We start from the raw sequence: 17,412 nt of genomic DNA on the forward strand, positions 1-17,412 counted from the left end.
TGTTCATCCCCTATTTACTTTCCAGCAAAGTGATGGGGCGCGAGAAGTTATATTGCCTAATTTTAATATTTAGGGTTTTTTACAAAATTATATAAAGCTCTAATATAGATTTTTAGTTTATCTATCTGTTTTCGAGTAGATAAATGAGTTTTAACAAGTTTTTCAAACTCCGCATCCATTCTTCCATTACGCAGATACACGCCCATTCCTGTCGCTATCATGTGGTTAGAAAACTCATAAAATGATGGAAATTTGACTCCTATCCAATAGCCTAAAAGGATGTTAATTTTGGCTGTTCTTTGCTGGTAGGCCTTTGATTTTCCCTTAGATTCTTTCCCAATAGCATTGGCGTTCTTACCATGTACCCGATAAAGACTTAATTCCCGATCCAAGACAATACCTTTATTCAGCCCTAACGAGCTATAGATTAAAAAAGCATCATTGAGCAAAGTGCTTCCTGCTTTATCGGGCATTGGCAAGATTTGTTGTAAAAGCGAGCGTTTTAAACAAAGACCGGATGTAGAGGGGTAGGGGAAGTTTTTGTAGAATCTACCACTTTTAGTTAGCTCTCTCAAATCGTACTCGCGGAATAAATCGGGATCGCTTTTAGTAGATTCTTTAGTATTTATTTCTACTAGCTTTTCGTCCACAAATTTAAGAGGATGAAAACACCAACCTAAATCTGAGCGATCGCCTAATGCATCTACTACTCTTGCAGCTTTCTCAGAAACAAAAGTATCGTCGGCATCCAAAAAACAAACAATATCCCCTGTACTCGCAGCAAAGCCTGCATTAAAAGCCGAAGCCTGTCCGCCATTTTCCTTTAGCACAGCGATAATTTTATCGCCATAACTGGCAAGAACTTCTCGTGAATTATCAGTAGAACCATCATCCACCACAATTACCTCGACGTGGGGATAATTTTGGTTTAGGGCGCTATCAATTGCCTCTGGAAGGAAACGAGCATAATTGTAGTTATTAATGGCGATGCTAACTTTAGGATTGCTGTTCATGCTTTTAATGTTGTTATGAGCGTTTGGTTTGAGCAGATCCAGTTATAGCAGTAAGCTTCGGAAGAACACGATTAGTATTAATCCACACGCAATACTTGCCGATACTGTGCTACAGACTTTTCCAAGGAGAACTCATCAGCTCTGAGCCGCTGTGCTTCCAAGTCAACAGGCTCATCTAAGGTACTAGCGATCGCTTCTGCTAAAGCCTTGGCATTGCCTACAGGCACTAGCTTACCGTACTGCCCGTTTGCTAAAATTTCTGCGGGTCCGCTAGGGCAGTCGCAAGAAACTACCTTGGTTCCCGCAGCGATCGCCTCAATTAGTACAGTAGGCAATCCTTCATATAAAGAAGATAGGACGAATACTGCTGAAGATGCCATATAAGCATAGGGATTTGCCACAAACCCAGGTAAAGCCACATTCGATGCTATACCCAATTCCTGCACCAAGGCCTCAAGCTGGGATCGCTCCGTCCCTTCCCCTAAAATCATCAGTCGCGCCGGACGCTGTTGCTGCACTTGAGCAAAGGCGCGAATTAAAGTAGGAAAGTCTTTTTGCTTTTCTAGGCGTCCCACTCCCAAAATCACTGGAGGCTGTCCCGGCTCAAACCAAGGATGTTCGACAAGTTCAGTGGCTTTTTTGAACAGATCCGGGGTAACAACTGGGTTGTAAATAACTTTGATTTGCTCTTTTGGTAATCCCAGATGCACCAAATCATCAGCCGCCCCTTGAGACACGGTAACAACTGCATCAGCCCAAGGGTAAAACGAGCGTACCAAGTAAGGTGAAATTCGCCTTTTGATCTGCTTAGAGTTTTGCGACTCCTGCGACAGAGTGTTATGTACGCTCACTACCACTCTTGTAGATACACCAGCCAGCTTTCGACCCCACAAAGCTACTATATTCGTATCTTCCAAAGCCGAAAGCAAAGCTGTAGGTTTATTTTCTTTCAGATAGCGTACTAAGGCGGGGAGACTTGATAACAACCGCTTACCTTTCAAGTCCACAATTCTCACCTCTGGCGGTACTAGAGACAGGTAAGGTCCTTCCACCGTAACTAAAACTAAGTCTACGCTTAAGCCTTGCTCGACAAAACCACGCGCCAAATTAACCAGAACTTTCTCAGCGCCACCGCCAGATAGGGACGTGAGGAAAATTGTTAGACTAGACATTTTTTTATTTGAGGTTGAAGATACTGCTATTCCCCCGTTCCCCCTATCTGGGGGGAATTAGGATAGGGGTTGATTGAAAAAAAATTGGTAAATTCATTGCTAACTTTACTAGGTTGATTCAACTAATCCTTCGTTTCTTACCTCTTCCTCAAATGGCCTAGCATTCGACATTGGGAGGTGCTTCAATGATAAAGTTGCTGATACATATAATATCCAAAACAGAGAGTGCGGTTCTACAATTGTGCTTTCGGTATAGTTATACATTAGTAAAAACGTCACGTAGGCTATGGGCCATAAATCTTCTGTTTCTTTAGTAGACCTCACCCATTTTATGGCTCTAAAGTAGGTGAAAAGAATACTAAGCGTAAAGAAAAACAGCCCTACAAAGCCGAGATCAACCGTCAAGTTTATAAAGCCATTGTGAGCGTGGTATACCTTATAGCGAATTGCACGCCAAACAAATTCTGCCTCCCCTCCCTCTAGCCAAAATCCCTGATAACCATAGCCTAACCAAGGGCGCTCCCAAATTTTCTCTATCACAGCATCCCAAATGTCTGTACGACCGCTGAGGGTAGGATCTTTCCCTAAACTGAATAACAAATTATCCCAACTTGCCACGCCCCATGTAGCTATACTTCCACCTATTAATATCAATGTAATGAAGAAGGGAATAGCCAAGTTGTCGCTCCACCTTAAAGCCCTATAGAAAGGCAAGAGAACTATTAAAGTTAGGAAAATAATTAAAGCAGTTTTTGAAGTTGTAAGTACAATCACGCCAACGCTAATACCACAGACAGCCCATACCAAGTAACGATTTGTGCGAACGTTCAGAGCCACAAGTAAAGTAGACAATGCCGGTAGTAGCATGAAGCGAGCCAAGAGGTTTTTGTGTAACAAAGGTCCCCGCCAAGCTCCTGCATGAGTTCCACTTTCTATTCCGCCTCCCCGGAAAGCTAGGGTGTACATTAAGGTAATTACTGCTCCTATACCCAGCGCCCACGCTATTATGCGTACTTGCTCTTTCAAGGTATAGCGCGAAGCCAAATACAGTCCAAACAAGGTTGTTTGTAGCACATTGGTGCCAGCTTTTCTAGAAATAGACGGGAAATCCGACCAAAAAAATGAGATTAGGATCGTTGCGACTAAACCCCATAAGAAAAAGTCTCTCAAAGCTGGACGAACAACAGTTTTGAACCGAGCAATAATTAGAAAAATTGTACCTGCATAGACTCCTAACTGTAACAGCGATACTATCCGGTCAAACACGGAAGGAATATAAACACCGTAACCGCCTGTTCCCTCCGATGCATTATTTAAGCTAGCAAAGTTTAATAATCCTGAAAACACTAGCAACGCAAGAACCGAAAATCTCTTTTCAGCAAAATTTAGGAGTGGATTCACGACTTTAGTGGTTGGTAAAAGTATCTAGAATTAATCTCAAGTCTATGTCTTTTCAGTGGGATGAGGGGTGAAAAAGGACTCTTGACAAGTTTCTAGTATTATGAAGTTTTTGTTGATGATGGCGTTAAGCTTCGGATGATTTTTCCTGCTTTACTCCTTTGATACTTTTAATATAATCTCTCAGCTTCAGCCGAGTACTGGGCAAAAATGCCACCACTACTAAGCCCAAAACTACCCACCATCCTAACTGGTAAGCAAACAAAGCTATTCCACAGGTGGCACACCACAAGCCAGCCAGCCGATAGTCAGGACTGCCAATGTCCCGCACTAGATAGAAGTGGATGACAATATAACTCGCCAGAGTGGCCATCTCAGCCCAGCCGTACCCCACTAATTCCAAACGGGGTAACAGCACTAATGCTGCTCCTACAAAAAGAGCCATATACACGACGTGAAAAGCTGTAACTTCCCAGTTTCGCCGCAAAACGTAGAGGGTTGAGGAGTGCATATTAAACATGGAGTTGATCAGATTGCTCAAGGCGATATAAGGATAGACCGCCACTACAGGAAGCCAGCGATCGCCAAATACCAAAGGAATAAGCACAGGCAAAGCCCAGCTGACTACTACTAGCAGGGGCCCTACAGCTAATATTTGAAGACCCATGCCCTCAGTGACAGCCCTTTGTAACCGCTCTCGATCTCCCTGCAAGCGTCCCAAGGTGGCAATCGAAATCCGCCAGGTTGCGGTTTTTACGAAACTGAGAATGTCGATGATGCGGATGGCTAAGGCTACATATCCCACTGCCTCGGCACCAGCGTACCTACCTACTAGCAGGGGGTTGATCAGGGTACGCAGTTGCCACACCCAGACTGAGGTAGAAAATCCTAGACTGTATCCCAGCATATGCTTAACTAAAACCCAATCCCAAGCAAAACGGGGACGATACTTCGTACTCCAATAGAGTAGTGCTAGAGACTGGAGTTGTTGTAACCACCATCCAGCCACCAGCGCCCAGACTCCGGCTCCCTGAAAAGCCATTGGGAAAGCAATCACGTAGTAAAATAATTGCCCGAGAAGTTCAATTAAAGCTACCCGCTTATAGTCCAGGTTCCGCTCAAGCTGAGCCATCGGTACTTGACTTAACAGAACGACGGGAAGCCCCAGAAACAAGACTTGCGCCACTGGGCGAAACCCTTCCAGACGCACCCAGCTTTCTATTAAGGGAAGCGCCAAAAAAGCTAAAAGCATTCCTGCTGCTGCTTGCAGCAGCAGCAGGGTGAAAGCTTGGTGATATACTCCTAGTTCCTCTTCCCCTTCCCGCCGCACCAAATAAACCTCAATTCCCAACTGGCTGAGCATCTGAACATACAAAAATATACTGATGGTGGCAGCATATAGTCCGTATTTCTCTGGTCCGATGACCTTGGTAACTAGCATCACTCCTGCCAGACTGATGAATACTCCCAGTCCCTGACGCAGTACTAGGTAGACACCGCCACGCATGACTTGTGTTTTCAGGCTCATGCTTGTTCCTCGAAGTAGCAAATATTAGGGATAAAACCTTCCTGCTCTATAACTGAGACTTCTAGAAAAATGGCTTTTTGGTTAAGAAAATATTCAGCGAGCTAGCTGTGGAGGTCTTTAGGGGCAGAGGAGTACAGCCAACGGGTAAATATACTCCTGAATTCTTTTAGGAGGTAGAGCCGAGCCAGCATATTTTAAAGAAATCTTTTTCTAAAAAGCTGTAAAACCACATTAAAGCAATCTTTATTTTATACATCATTGCAAGGCATCCTTAGCGCTTTAAGACTTACAAAAAATCTATAAATTCCCTTTGATACTTTATCATCTGAAGATATTGAGCAAAACACCCAAAGGTCCCCCCAAATTGCCCATGAAATCCAAGGCTGTAGATGTCTTACTTTTAGGCACTATAAGCACATCTCCTTGCTGTATTTGGTAGTTATCATTCAAATTGCTGAGATTTATGGTTTGCTCGTTAATACGGCCATCATCATTCAAACGGACAAATATCACTTGGCTAAGTTTAGCTTTATCTGTAGGCCCGCCAGCGATCGCTACCGCACTTGAAAGAGAACTATTCGGCGGTACATCCACCTCTCCCGGCTTTTTAACTTCTCCAACTACCCGGACTCGCACAGTTCTGGGCGCAAATGTAGACCGTGCTACCAGTCGGCGGTCAAGAGCATCACCCGGTCGTACCTTAGGAACAAAAATCGAGTCCCCATCTTGCAAGATTAGGTCGCGTGGTGCATTTTCAGAAAAGATAGCGTTCCATAGATTAATAGTGATAGTAGGAGAATTCCCCGTAGGACTATAACGTTTAAGAACAACTCTACGAATGTCTGCATTCCGGCTTACTCCTCCCGCTTCCAATAACGCCGAACTCACAGTAGGTGCTTGAAGAGAGTTAACCCCAGCATTAGTAGCGGTAGGATTGGTAAAATTGCTAGCAAAATTGGTAACGCTGCGTAACTGAATAGTTCCAGGCCGTTGCACTTCACCTCCTACATTAATAATTATTGGTCGGAGGTTAACAAGGCTGATGTTAACAACAGGGTCTACTAGATAGCGCCGCAGACGTAGTGTCAGTTCTTTAGTCAGCTGACCCGGCGTGCGATTTGCTGCTATGACCGTGCCAATAAGTGGCAAAGTGATTGTTCCATCCGATAAAACTAGCTGCTGCCCGGTATACTCTTCATATCCGAACACTGCGATCTGGATTTGGTCACCCGGACCTATGTAATAGTTAGGAGCCGTAACCTTATTAACTGAAGCAGGCGGTTTTCTTGCAAAAGTAGGGGGCTGGAGCATCATCGAGCCAACCATCAGCACCATAGTAGCTGATAGATGATTTTTCCAAATACTACGTCGCTTCAGCATACAATTCTGCACCCAAGCTCGTTTAAGAACGGTTAGAAAATTTTTCACTTTTAGATCTAGCCACTTTCGCAGTTGCAGAACCCTGGTAGTATGCCTTTGCATGGTGGAAGTAACTATCAGGTTCGTTTTCAACAATTACACCATTGACTACTATACCCAAAACCTTCTGACCTGATTGCTTCAAAAATGCTTTAGAAGCAGCTGCGCTAACTGTATCAACCACGCCTGGTCTGGCTACCAATAAAATACCATCAGTTATCTTCCCTACACTAAGAGCATCAGCCACAAGTACAAGAGGGGGCGTATCTACAATTACAAAATCATAGCTCTTAGAAAAATCATCAATTAATGATGCCATCCGCTGGGAGTCTAGAAGAGCAAGGGGATTGGGAGGTATTACCCCAGATGGAAGAACATCTAGGTTATCCATAACTTCTCTCACAGCCATCTTGAACTCAGCTTGATTAACGATAACATCGCTCAATCCAACTGCATTGGTTAAGTCCCATATATGGTGTTGCAACGGCTGGTGTAGATCTCCATCTACTAACAATACCCGGCGTCCCAATTGAGACATAGCTATAGCCAAATTAGCCGAAACTGTAGACTTGCCCTCTTTAGGAACAGAACTTGTCACCACAATAACTTTCAATTCTCGATCTGGGCTGAGAAATTTTAGGTTAGCCTGAAGCATCCGGTATGCTTCACTGATAACGGCATGAGGAGTGTCTCGAACAGGCAGTTGCGGAACAAATGACTGTAATTTTCTCCGGCGAGGGGTGACTTTTTTCCTCAACGAAGGGATCATTCCTAACACAGTATAGTTAAATAGCTGCCTTAGATCTTTGGCAGTTTTGATGGATGGGTCTCTAAGGTCTACAAGGAAAGCAGCCACTATATAAAGCAGTGCGCCAGCCGCAACTCCCCCGCCTATTATTAAATTCTTTCCAGGTCCAACAGGTTTTCCTGGAACCAGAGCAGATGCAATCACGCGGGCGTTGCCCACATTTTGATTTTCTGCAATTTGTACTTCTTGGAGATTTTTTAAAAGAATTTGGTAAGTAGATTGCGCTGCTTCCACTTGACGATCTAGATCCCGCTGACCCTGTTGCAATCTGGGTAGGATATTAGCCCGTTTTTTGTAGGCGGACTGGGTGCGATATAGATAAGCTACTTGATTAGCCAAACCTAAGCGTTCAACCTCCGCACCGACAAGATCTCCCGTCAGTTTTTGTTGCAGCTCCCCAATCTGCAAATTGTTGTCAGGAACTTGCTGCTTAGTGCCAAGAACTTGATCTACCCGCTCCTGTAGTAGCGCCTTTAAAGCTGTTTCTTTACGTTTCAGGTTAACAACTACGGGGTGTTCTTCCTGGTAGCGGGTTCGCTGGACAGCCAACTGGTCTTCTACTTGTTGAAATTCTTTAAGCGCCTGTTGAACCGCAGGAGACTGGCTGAGGGAATTAAGGGCTATGGCTTGCTGCGAATTTAGACCTATCTTGTTCTGGAGTTCCTTGCCCCGAGCAATTGCATCCTCAAGCTTCGCCTGAGTTTGAGCCATTGTGCTGTCTAGCTGTGCAATAGCACTTACAGCCGATTTTGCTTCCTCTTCTAGTGCTACAACGTTATTCTGTTCTTTAAAACTGCGTAAAGCTGCTTCTGCTTTACGCACCCTGTCCTGGATTTGAGGTAGCTCCTTGCTAATAAATTCCCTCGCCGCCGCAGCCTCAGCTCGGTTGGCGAGTATATTGTTCTCGATATAGAGACTCATTAGCTGGTTGACTACCGCCGCCGCTTCATTAGGATCCTTGCTTTTATAGGAAATCTGCAAAACATCTGTTCCTTTAAGAGGTTTCAGAGTCAGCTGGTTTAAGAAAGCCTCAGGCGGTAAAAGGGTATCAGTTTTTTTGTCTTTTAGTTTTAGTGCAGCTATGGTCTTTTGGATGAGCGGGATAGAACGGACTACTTCTGCCTCTGTATCCAGAGGAGTATTCATCATATTTAGGGTATCCAGCTCACCTATTTTTTCTCCAGCTTGCGTCAGGGAAGAAGTTACATTTTTCTTTTTAAACAGAAGCCTTCCTTGTGCTTCATAGGTGGGTTTTTTCACAAACGCGACGGCAGTTGCAAGTATAACAGTAAGCAAAAAAATACTTGATGCGGGTAGCCAGCGCCGTTTTAGAATAAGCCAGTATTTTTTAAAATCTATATCTTCCGTGTTTTCTTTAGGTTCCATATAAGTCTCCAAAAGGGAATTTTCGCTATACCAGCGCTGGGTTGGCGGGATAAGGAATTTTAGAGAAATTCAAGCAATGAGCATCGAACTCTTTGAATTTCCCGTCTTAGCTTTGAGTTTGCGGATAAGCTATCTAAAAACATCAGTTTTGCGCCTTCCGTGTTTTTTTTACGAAGCCTTAAAGCTTTCTAACTCCCGTTGAGCTTTCTAACTCCCGTCGAAACAGTCTGATAGCTAGCTTGTGGTCTTAGGGTTTTGTGTATTTGGCCTTTGGCGCTATTTTACAGCTTTTACTTTTAATGGTACATTCTTATTCAATCAGACTTTATTAATGGAGCCTGTGCGATGGGCTTACTCTGCCTATAGAGTGTAGTTGCTCATTTTATGGGCGGCAATGCGGTGACACCTCGGACTGTGTAAGAAACAAAGTATACACCACACAATCGAGTCACTTGCATCCTGCTTGTTTGCGTCGCCCTAATAGCGAATATCAGGAATCTGTTGCTCTAGATGTATCATCCGGCTTATGGTGGCGGTTGTTAGTATAGCTAATTTCCTCTAGCTGCAAGCTACTAGCCTAATACAAACGAACGGAAAATTTACAAAGCTAAAGCAAGTTGATAGTTTGCTCAACAGCACGCGCTTGGGCGAGTCGTGGAACTAGAATGCTTGTATTGTAGTATCAATTGTATTTATTAGATACTTTTCCCAGAAGTCATAAGTTTTGAATATTGCCAGGGGTTGCATCTAGGAATAATTTCCGAGATTTCACATAACACTTTACCGCGATCGCCACAGATGTGGGATTAAAAATAAACAGCCGTTTGTCTACTTCCGGGACAGACTTCCCAAGGGAAGTAAAGGATTTAAGAAAAAACCTGCTCTTTAATCAGAGCAAAGGGAAAAAATTGGCGCTAATCAGGTTATATAGCGCTGATTGACACTTAACCCTCAGTATTGTTCCCCAATACCGTTAGCATGAACATGGTCTTAGATGGACAGTCTTGCCGATGGCACGGACGTGGGAGGCAGGGTTTGGAAATAGGCGAAGGCTTAAAAATATGTTACCCCTCTAATTCACAGATAGTCGTAATCGTCTACCCGCCATAAGTCTTGGTTGCTGCTTAATATAGTATGCTAAGTGAGCAATAAAGCCAACAACGATGCTTGGGCTGGTACGAGCGCACCCTCAATAGCGATGCAGCATAACAGGGATCGGGCCATCGCATCGACCACATCTACCCAGCAAACTCAGATCCAAGCTAAGGAGCTGGTGGTCTAGTTCACTTAAATATAAATAGAATTACTCAGGTTTCCGCTATGCTTCACTAAAAATTCAAAAAAATGCATCTAAGCTTCATCAAATTTTTATAGGTTTACCAAAAATATTCCGTATTATTGCTAATTATACAAATATGATTTGAAGATAACGATTCAGGGTGAGGACTTTACAAAGGCCAATTTTTCCCTCATTAAGCTGCATAAGTTCGGCGGTATCCACCTCTTAGCTTGACCGAAATGCTCTTTGCTAAATAAAATTACACATTTTTTATGCGTAAGCCTGTTTTGACTATCTTCTACCAGTTTAACCCTTGGCGCAGTAGCATTGGGGGAATTCAAACAGTCATCCGCACCTTTGTCAAATATGCTCCGGATGAGTTTGAGTTGCGATTGGTAGGGACAGGAAACGATCCGCAGATGCCTATAGGTGCATGGCAAGAAGCTGAATTTGCGGGTCGAGCCATTCGCTTTATGCCTCTATTCGTGTTAGAAAACGATAATGTTAGAAGGCTGGTACCCACCACACTTAAATATACTGCTTCCCTGTTGGGTCGTTCCCTCGCCTCTGACTTCATGCACTTTCACAGGCTTGAACCAGCTCTGGCAACCATGAACTGGCCTGGAGAGAAGACTCTTTTTATTCACAATGATATTCACAAGCAGATGAACGCCGCTGGCAATAAAAATGCGATCCTGTGGCGGCGTTTCCCAGCAGCGTATTATGCTGTCGAACGCTTGCTAGTTAGCCAGTTTGACCAAATCTTCTCGTGCAACACCGAATCGGCTCAGCTTTACAAACAGCGTTACCCAGCGCTTGCGGAGCGCGTTTCCTACGTCAGAAACACAGTAGACAACGAAATTTGCTACCCCTTAACTTTAGACAAACGCGAGGAGGGTAGGCGCATCCTTGCACAACAGATGGGTTTGGCAGAGGATACACGTTTTGTTCTATTTGCGGGTCGTCTGCATTTACAGAAAGACCCCATCCTGCTGCTCCGCTCCATCGCCGCTCTAAACGATCCAAAAGTTCACCTCATAATAGCGGGAGATGGAGATTTAAGGGATGAGATACGTTCTGAGATTGGCCGCCTTGGCCTGTCCGAACAGGTAACGATGCTTGGGCCGGTAGCCCAGGCGGAACTGGCACAGTTGCAGCGCGTTTGCAGTGTCTTCGTACTAACCAGCGCCTATGAGGGTCTCCCTTTAGTCGTTCTTGAAGCACTGGCCTGCGGTACACCAGTAGTAACGACCCGATGCGGTGAAACGCCAAACTTACTGTCTGCTGAGAGTGGGGTGGTCTGTCAGGAGCGCACGCCAGTTGCAGTTGCAGATGCCCTGCAAAAGGTACTGCTGAATCCCAGCGATTATCCAATCGAGGCATGCGTTAAGGCAGCCGAACCTTTTAGTGCCCGCACTGTAGTGGGTGCTATTTACAACGATATGCTAGACCGCTGGCAGCAGCGGAACTCTTTATCTATTAGCCAAATTGGTTCTAAAACTTTTACAGGTGTATCACCATGAAAATTGCTGTAATTGGTGCGAAGGGGTTGCCCGCAAAACAAGGCGGTATCGAACACCACTGTGAAGAAATTTACTCCCGTATAGTTGAACAGGGCCATTCTGTGGATTTGTTTGCTCGTTCCTCGTATACAGACTCTATTGCACTCCATCATTATGACGTTAAGGGCGTTCGCGTTGTCTCTCTGCCTTGCTTGAATCTAAAGGGGATGGATGCTCTGCTGAGTTCCGCACTCGGAGCGATCGCATCGAGTGGCACACGTTATGACATAATTCATTTTCATGCTATTGGTCCGGCTCTGTTTAGCTGGCTACCAAGAATTACCACCAAGGCAAAAATTGTTGTTACCTGTCATGGCCTAGACTGGCAACGTGCCAAATGGAGCAAAGCTTCTAGCTACCTAATACGTCTAGGTGAACGCGCGGCAGTACGCTTTGCTGATGAAATAATAGTCGTTTCAGAGGATCTGCGCTCCTACTTTAAGCAAACCTATGGCAGAGAGACGCTCTACATTCCTAACGCCCCGTCTAGCCTGGGTGAGTCAGAGCCCAAATTTTCGACGGGCACGTCGCTAGGCTTGAACCAAGGGCGCTACATAGTATTCCTCGGCAGATTGGTGCCCGAAAAGTGTCCGGATCTACTCATTAAAGCTTTCCAAAAACTCCAGCCCCAGGGATGGAAACTCGCCCTTGTCGGTGGCAACAGCGATACTGCTCAGTTCACTTCGCAGCTAACCGACATGGCGGCAAACAATAAAGACATAGTATTCACTGGCGAACTCCGAGGAGCGCGTCTGGCAGAAATCATCCGAGGAGCGGGATTATTTGTACTTCCTTCTGAGTTGGAAGGATTGCCTCTGGCGCTCCTCGAAGCTATGCAGGAGGGTATCCCAGTGCTAGCGAGCGACATTCCTGTACATAAGCAACTGATAACTAAGGAACGAGGGATGCTCTTTCGAGTTGGAGATGTAGACTCCTGTGTCCGCAGTCTCGATTGGGCAATCCATCATCCGAAGGAATTGGCGGTAATGGCTGGGAATGCACAAGAGTATGTTCACGCTTATTATAATTGGGACGAGATTACTACCAAAACTTTGAAACTGTACGCGACACTCTGCACCTCGGCTAACACACAAGAGCCAATCGTTCAAGATTTCATACAAAACACTCAAGGCTTAACGTTAGATGCAGCTAAGGTGCCAGCCCTGCCCAAGTGATGGCAAGTTCTGAAGAAACCATGGCGCGTTTTGAGTATATAGGAAGATACCTGCTTGTAGTAGTCAGTAAGGCATAATTGATTCTGTCCTAATTTGTAGCCTTTTCTACGTACCTCGTACAGCAGAATACGGGATACGCACTCCGTAAAAGGTATAAATTTAGAGCATTTACGGATGACATAACTATATGCCCTCGGACATCCTGTAAAGGTAAAGCTACTTTAAGTCAGGTATCTCCCCATGAAAGCAGCCATAAAGCAACTAGCTTCTATATCCTTAATGTTGATTTTCACCTTTTCTGGCTTCGTGGTTTTGGTAGTTTCGATAGCCTTGATGGTAGCCGAATCAGTGGTCGGGGCGGTATTGACACAAGTAACTGCACTAAAAAAGGTAAGCTCACAAGAATGTGCTAAGGCGGAGTATATTACTTCCGACTGATGAAAAAAACAGGCTATCTTGGGGATCCTGTAAGCGTAAAGCTACTTTAAGTCAGGGATCTCCATATGAAAGCAGCCATAAAGAACCTAACTTCTATATTCTTAATGTTAATTTTCACCCTTTCTGGGTTCGTGGTCTTGGGAGTTTCGATAGTCTTGGTGGTAGCCGAATCACTTGCCTCAACGGTATTGACACAAGCAACAGCACTAAAAAAGGGCAATTCAAAAGAAAGCCCTATTGGGAATTACAGTAGTTGCGACTGAAATTGCAGAGTTTTACACAAGATTATAAAAAATTACTCTGTAAGTAGTTGTCGTTAGTTTGGCGATGCATATGTTATCCTCTCAAAGTTGGATGGCAGCTCAAACTCAGCAACCTTATCGCGCCCTTCCTAGGGAATAATCTTTAAACCTGTATTTAACATAAAATAACTGCTTTTATTATCGCAGTTATTTTATATTACCATATTATGACTAGCCGTATCCAACGTATTGCGATCGCATCCCTAAGAAGCAAAACGATTTATTGGTATTGAATACGGACAACTTTTAGCTTTAGCGGCTCTAGCCGAAAATAAGCATTTACACAGAGCGATCGCTGGTTATTTGCCCTGCAAAGATGCCTCACAACAAGTTTAGGAGAAAGCGCGATCGGATTACTTACAAGTAAGTTATTTATGACAGTGCGATCGCGCTATTGTAATACCCGCACAGCTTTTGAATAGAAGCGATCGCATCCTGTAGCTTGCTTAGTAAATCCCTGCTTGTTAGGGCTAATCGCATTTAACGTAATCTGCGCGATCGCTGCTATCGATTTCAAATAATTCCACTACTATCGTTTTAACTGCTTATCACTTAACTGGAGTAGCTTCTCGATTTGCAGATCTGCTGGAAAATCGGTATTGTCAGTTGCGTCCATACCAGCAAACCCAGGACAATTTATGACCTTGATTTTAACCAACGACGACGGAATAGGCGCTCCAGGCATCTTAGCACTGCATAAAGCAGTCAACGGCAAAGGCATAATAGTCGCCCCCAAAGATCATCTCTCAGGCTGCGGTCATCAAGTCACCACTACTCTTCCGATTCACATCCACCGCCGTTCAGACACAGAATTCGCTGTTGGCGGTACTCCCGCAGATTGCACCCGCCTCGCGCTAACCCATCTCTGTCCAGATGTAAAAGCCGTCCTCTCTGGTATCAACGCTGGGGGCAATTTGGGAGTTGACGCTTACATCTCAGGAACCGTCGCCGCCGTGCGCGAAGCTGCAATGCACGGGATTTGCGGAATCGCCGTTTCCCACTATCGCAAGGGGAAACTAAATGTTGATTGGGATGTGGCGGCGCGGTGGACTGCTGGTGTCCTGGATGATTTGCTCAACCGCCCTTATAAACCGGGAACCTACTGGAACGTAAATTTGCCGCACTTACTACCAGGAGATCCCGATCCCGATGTGGTATTTTGCCAACCCTGTACGCAACCGCTTCCGGTAAATTACCGCATTGAAGGTGATAACTATTACTACGCGGGAGACTATCAAAAACGCGATCGCACTCCTGGTTCTGATGTTGATGTCTGCTTCTCAGGTAAAATTGCCGTCACCCAACTACACCTCTAAAAACTCAACTGGCCTTAGAGAAACAGCGATCGCCCCCTCCTGTACAATTGCTAAATGGCGTTGAGAACTATAAACAATCGGGAGGCAACAAAATGCGAATTTTAATCATGGGCGGGACTCGTTTTATCGGGGTTTATCTAACTAAAATTCTGGTAGAACAAGGCCATGAAGTTGTACTATTCAATCGCGGCAATAAACCAGCACCAGTTGAAGGGGTAAAACAAATTCACGGCGATCGCACTGACGCCGCCCAATTAAAAGCAAAATTATCCCCAGAAGACTTTGACGCTATCTTTGATAACAACGGTCGCGAATTAAGTGACACCCAACCTTTAGTAGAAATTTTTAAAGATAGAGTACAGCACTTCATATATATGAGTTCTGCTGGTGTTTATCTAAAATCCGACCAAATGCCTCATGTAGAAGGCGATGCTGTAGATCCAAAAAGCCGCCATTTAGGTAAATATGAAACCGAATCTTTCCTTGAAAAACAAGGAATGCCTTTTACTTCTATTCGCCCTACTTATATTTATGGCCCCCAGAATTATAACGAGCTAGAAGGCTGGTTTTTTGACCGCATAGTGCGCGATCGCCCCATTCCCATTCCTGGTAATGGATTACACATCACTCAATTAGGACATTGTAAAGACTTAGCGAATGCAATGGCTGCCGTATTGGGTAAATCTCAAGCAATCGGACAGATTTATAATGTGTCAGGCGATCGCTATGTAACTTTCGATGGTTTAGCCCGCGCCTGCGCTGAAGCACTCGGAAAAGCGCCGGAATCTCTAAAGATTGTCCATTACGACGCCAAAAAGTTCGACTTCGGCAAGCGCAAAGCTTTTCCCCTCAGAACCCAACACTTCTTCGCCTCAGTTAATAAAGCGATTACCGAACTAAATTGGCGTCCAGAATATGACCTAATCTCTGGTTTAAAAGACTCGTTCCAAAATGATTATCTCGCTTCTGGTCGCGATAAAGCTGAAGTCGATTTGTCTGTAGACGACGAAATTCTTAGTGCTGCAAATCATTAACTTCAGATGAACGCAGATTGTTAAATATCTGCGTTTATTTGCCTGCATCGGCAGTTAAATTCATATCTTTATTACTTGTAGGCAACAAGTAAATAACGCCAGACATCAAAGTGAGGGCAACGGAAATCCAGAATGCGACCAGAGAGGGGATTTGCCAAGAGTCAGGAAGGGGAGCAATGAGGAGCGCGATCGCCACAATCTGACTAACAGTTTTAACCTTACCCCAGATATTAGCTCCGGAAATTGTCGATTGGTTAACGCGCCAACCAGCGATCGCCAACTCCCGTCCCAAAATTAGGAAAACTCCCCATGCAGGCACTTTACCTATTTCAATAAGCGCCAACAGGGGAGCTAATACCAGCAACTTATCAACCAGTGGGTCAAGAAACTTGCCCAAATCTGTAATCTGGTTAAGTTTTCGAGCTAGGTAGCCATCCAACCAATCTGTTCCGGCGGCTACCAAAAATATTGTTAAACACGCCCAACGTGCCGACTCTGTGGGGTAGTAAAGGCCAACTAGCAAAAACGGCAACGCCAGCAAACGCGAGAAGGTGATCCAGTTTGGTAAATTCATACAACGATTTTAGATTTAGTACCAATCTAAAATCTACAATCCAAAATTGATTAGCAAGCGCCACTCTTATTGAAAACAACCTGCACGGTTTTCAGAATTAAGCTGATGTCGTATATAACAGACCACTTGATTTGGTAGTCCACGTCCATCCGTACAATGTCTTCAAAGTCCTTGACAGTTGAGCGTCCGTGAGCTTGCCACTGGCCAGTCATTCCAGGCTTCACATTCAACCGTTCCCAATGGTGGGTTTCATACTGCCTCACTTCATCAACAGTCGGGGGACGAGTTCCCACCAGACTCATATCCCCAATCAACACGTTCCAGAATTGGGGGAATTCGTCTAAGCTAGTGCGACGCAGGAACTTGCCAACGCGCGTGATGCGGGGGTCATTTTCGTTTTTAAAGATATGCCCTTTGGCTTGGTTATCGACCAGATGCTTGAGATGCTCTGCGCCTACGACCATAGAGCGGAATTTCCAGATGCGAAACTGGCGTCCGTGAAGACCGCAGCGAATCTGGCTGTAAAAGATTGGGCCTGGATTATCGAGTTGCATCGCGATCGCGATGGGAATTGCGATTATTGCAAGTACCATCAGACCCACTATTGCTCCCAAGATGTCAATTAGCCGTTTGGCTTTGCTCTGGGCAGAGGGATGTACCCGCTGCTCGAAAATATGCACCTCGGTGGGACAATCGAGAACCAGCGAATCTACCGAAAGGGAGACGGGCAATTGCGTAGTGGTAATCACGGCTTGCAGTCGGTTTCTACAGGAGAGTTAGTCTTTCCGCTAATATAAGTAGTTTCACGGGGGTCTGACTATGAAAAGTCCGTAGGTTTACTTAATCTTTTAAATACTCTACCCTTTTGTAAAGCTTTTATAATTTTTCTTCGAGCTAGACATAATAATTCCGCCATATGGCCTACCTATTGCCTAACTTATAGCCCTATCAAACATTTTATTAATGATTGTTAATCTGTAATTAAAAGCATAGATAAAGAACTGAGGG

The 17,412-nt window shown here is 44.7% G+C and carries 14 protein-coding genes; 5 read left to right on the forward strand and 9 right to left on the reverse strand.

The window, feature by feature from the left end:
• Nucleotides 1-62: 62 nt before the first annotated feature.
• The 6 genes from H6F77_RS26920 to H6F77_RS26945 all read right to left on the reverse strand — a co-directional run bounded on the left by H6F77_RS26920 (nt 63) and on the right by H6F77_RS26945 (nt 8,724).
• Nucleotides 63-1,013 (reverse strand): glycosyltransferase family 2 protein, encoded by a 951-nt coding sequence (locus H6F77_RS26920; RefSeq protein ID WP_190491988.1) that lies wholly within the window; start codon nt 1,011-1,013, stop codon nt 63-65.
• Between the two features lie 77 nt (nt 1,014-1,090).
• Entirely contained in the window at nt 1,091-2,185 is a 1,095-nt protein-coding gene (locus tag H6F77_RS26925; protein WP_190491989.1) for a glycosyltransferase, read from the reverse strand.
• Nucleotides 2,186-2,293: 108 nt separating this feature from the next.
• Entirely contained in the window at nt 2,294-3,586 is a 1,293-nt protein-coding gene (locus H6F77_RS28785; RefSeq protein WP_190491990.1) for an O-antigen ligase family protein, read from the reverse strand.
• Between the two features lie 124 nt (nt 3,587-3,710).
• Nucleotides 3,711-5,111: an oligosaccharide flippase family protein gene (locus H6F77_RS26935; RefSeq protein ID WP_190491991.1), complete on the reverse strand. Its 1,401-nt coding sequence runs from the start codon at nt 5,109-5,111 to the stop codon at nt 3,711-3,713.
• A 321-nt stretch (nt 5,112-5,432) separates the two neighbouring features.
• A complete protein-coding gene (locus H6F77_RS26940) occupies nt 5,433-6,491 on the reverse strand; it encodes a polysaccharide biosynthesis/export family protein (RefSeq protein WP_190491992.1) in 1,059 nt (352 codons plus the stop codon).
• A 22-nt stretch (nt 6,492-6,513) separates the two neighbouring features.
• Nucleotides 6,514-8,724 carry a GumC family protein gene (locus H6F77_RS26945; protein WP_190491993.1) on the reverse strand — a complete coding sequence of 737 codons (2,211 nt, stop codon included), beginning with the start codon at nt 8,722-8,724 and terminating at the stop codon, nt 6,514-6,516.
• 1,551 nt (nt 8,725-10,275) lie between these two features.
• Here H6F77_RS26945 and H6F77_RS26950 point away from each other — a divergent pair.
• The 3 genes from H6F77_RS26950 (at nt 10,276) to H6F77_RS26960 (ending at nt 13,178) form a co-directional block, all read left to right on the forward strand.
• Nucleotides 10,276-11,526, forward strand: a complete 1,251-nt coding sequence (locus H6F77_RS26950; protein ID WP_190491994.1) for a glycosyltransferase family 4 protein — start codon at nt 10,276-10,278, stop codon at nt 11,524-11,526.
• Complete coding sequence (locus H6F77_RS26955) at nt 11,523-12,740, forward strand: glycosyltransferase family 4 protein (RefSeq protein ID WP_190491995.1); 1,218 nt, start codon at nt 11,523-11,525, stop codon at nt 12,738-12,740. The genes H6F77_RS26950 and H6F77_RS26955 overlap by 4 nt, the downstream gene beginning before the upstream one ends.
• Before the next feature lie 240 nt (nt 12,741-12,980).
• Nucleotides 12,981-13,178: a hypothetical protein gene (locus tag H6F77_RS26960; protein WP_190491996.1), complete on the forward strand. Its 198-nt coding sequence runs from the start codon at nt 12,981-12,983 to the stop codon at nt 13,176-13,178.
• A gap of 693 nt (nt 13,179-13,871) precedes the next feature.
• On the opposite strand, the gene H6F77_RS28630 is transcribed toward H6F77_RS26960, so the two are convergent.
• A complete protein-coding gene (locus H6F77_RS28630; protein ID WP_255515890.1) occupies nt 13,872-13,997 on the reverse strand; it encodes a hypothetical protein in 126 nt (41 codons plus the stop codon).
• 121 nt (nt 13,998-14,118) lie between these two features.
• On the opposite strand from H6F77_RS28630, the gene surE reads away from it, so the two are divergent.
• Both surE and H6F77_RS26970 read left to right on the forward strand, forming a co-directional pair.
• Nucleotides 14,119-14,796, forward strand: a complete 678-nt coding sequence (gene surE / locus H6F77_RS26965) for a 5'/3'-nucleotidase SurE (RefSeq protein WP_190491997.1) — start codon at nt 14,119-14,121, stop codon at nt 14,794-14,796.
• A gap of 92 nt (nt 14,797-14,888) precedes the next feature.
• Entirely contained in the window at nt 14,889-15,830 is a 942-nt protein-coding gene (locus H6F77_RS26970; protein WP_190491998.1) for an NAD-dependent epimerase/dehydratase family protein, read from the forward strand.
• Nucleotides 15,831-15,864: 34 nt separating this feature from the next.
• Here the strand turns inward: H6F77_RS26970 and pgsA are convergent, their stop codons facing one another.
• Nucleotides 15,865-16,404: a CDP-diacylglycerol--glycerol-3-phosphate 3-phosphatidyltransferase gene (gene pgsA / locus H6F77_RS26975; RefSeq protein WP_190491999.1), complete on the reverse strand. Its 540-nt coding sequence runs from the start codon at nt 16,402-16,404 to the stop codon at nt 15,865-15,867.
• 50 nt (nt 16,405-16,454) lie between these two features.
• Nucleotides 16,455-17,108: a sugar transferase gene (locus H6F77_RS26980; protein WP_242022661.1), complete on the reverse strand. Its 654-nt coding sequence runs from the start codon at nt 17,106-17,108 to the stop codon at nt 16,455-16,457.
• Between the last annotated feature and the right edge of the window lie 304 nt (nt 17,109-17,412).

The organism is Microcoleus sp. FACHB-831, from assembly GCF_014695585.1.
Taxonomy (GTDB): domain Bacteria; phylum Cyanobacteriota; class Cyanobacteriia; order Cyanobacteriales; family FACHB-T130; genus FACHB-831.

Coding starts and splice junctions, on each gene's coding strand:
- surE (WP_190491997.1), top strand. CDS start 14,119: ATGACCTTGATTTTAACCAACGACGACGGAATAGGCGCTCCAGGCATC.
- H6F77_RS26935 (WP_190491991.1), bottom strand. CDS start 5,111: ATGAGCCTGAAAACACAAGTCATGCGTGGCGGTGTCTACCTAGTACTG.
- H6F77_RS26955 (WP_190491995.1), top strand. CDS start 11,523: ATGAAAATTGCTGTAATTGGTGCGAAGGGGTTGCCCGCAAAACAAGGC.
- H6F77_RS26940 (WP_190491992.1), bottom strand. CDS start 6,491: ATGCTGAAGCGACGTAGTATTTGGAAAAATCATCTATCAGCTACTATG.
- H6F77_RS26920 (WP_190491988.1), bottom strand. CDS start 1,013: ATGAACAGCAATCCTAAAGTTAGCATCGCCATTAATAACTACAATTAT.
- pgsA (WP_190491999.1), bottom strand. CDS start 16,404: ATGAATTTACCAAACTGGATCACCTTCTCGCGTTTGCTGGCGTTGCCG.
- H6F77_RS26945 (WP_190491993.1), bottom strand. CDS start 8,724: ATGGAACCTAAAGAAAACACGGAAGATATAGATTTTAAAAAATACTGG.
- H6F77_RS26925 (WP_190491989.1), bottom strand. CDS start 2,185: ATGTCTAGTCTAACAATTTTCCTCACGTCCCTATCTGGCGGTGGCGCT.
- H6F77_RS26960 (WP_190491996.1), top strand. CDS start 12,981: ATGAAAGCAGCCATAAAGCAACTAGCTTCTATATCCTTAATGTTGATT.
- H6F77_RS26950 (WP_190491994.1), top strand. CDS start 10,276: ATGCGTAAGCCTGTTTTGACTATCTTCTACCAGTTTAACCCTTGGCGC.
- H6F77_RS26970 (WP_190491998.1), top strand. CDS start 14,889: ATGCGAATTTTAATCATGGGCGGGACTCGTTTTATCGGGGTTTATCTA.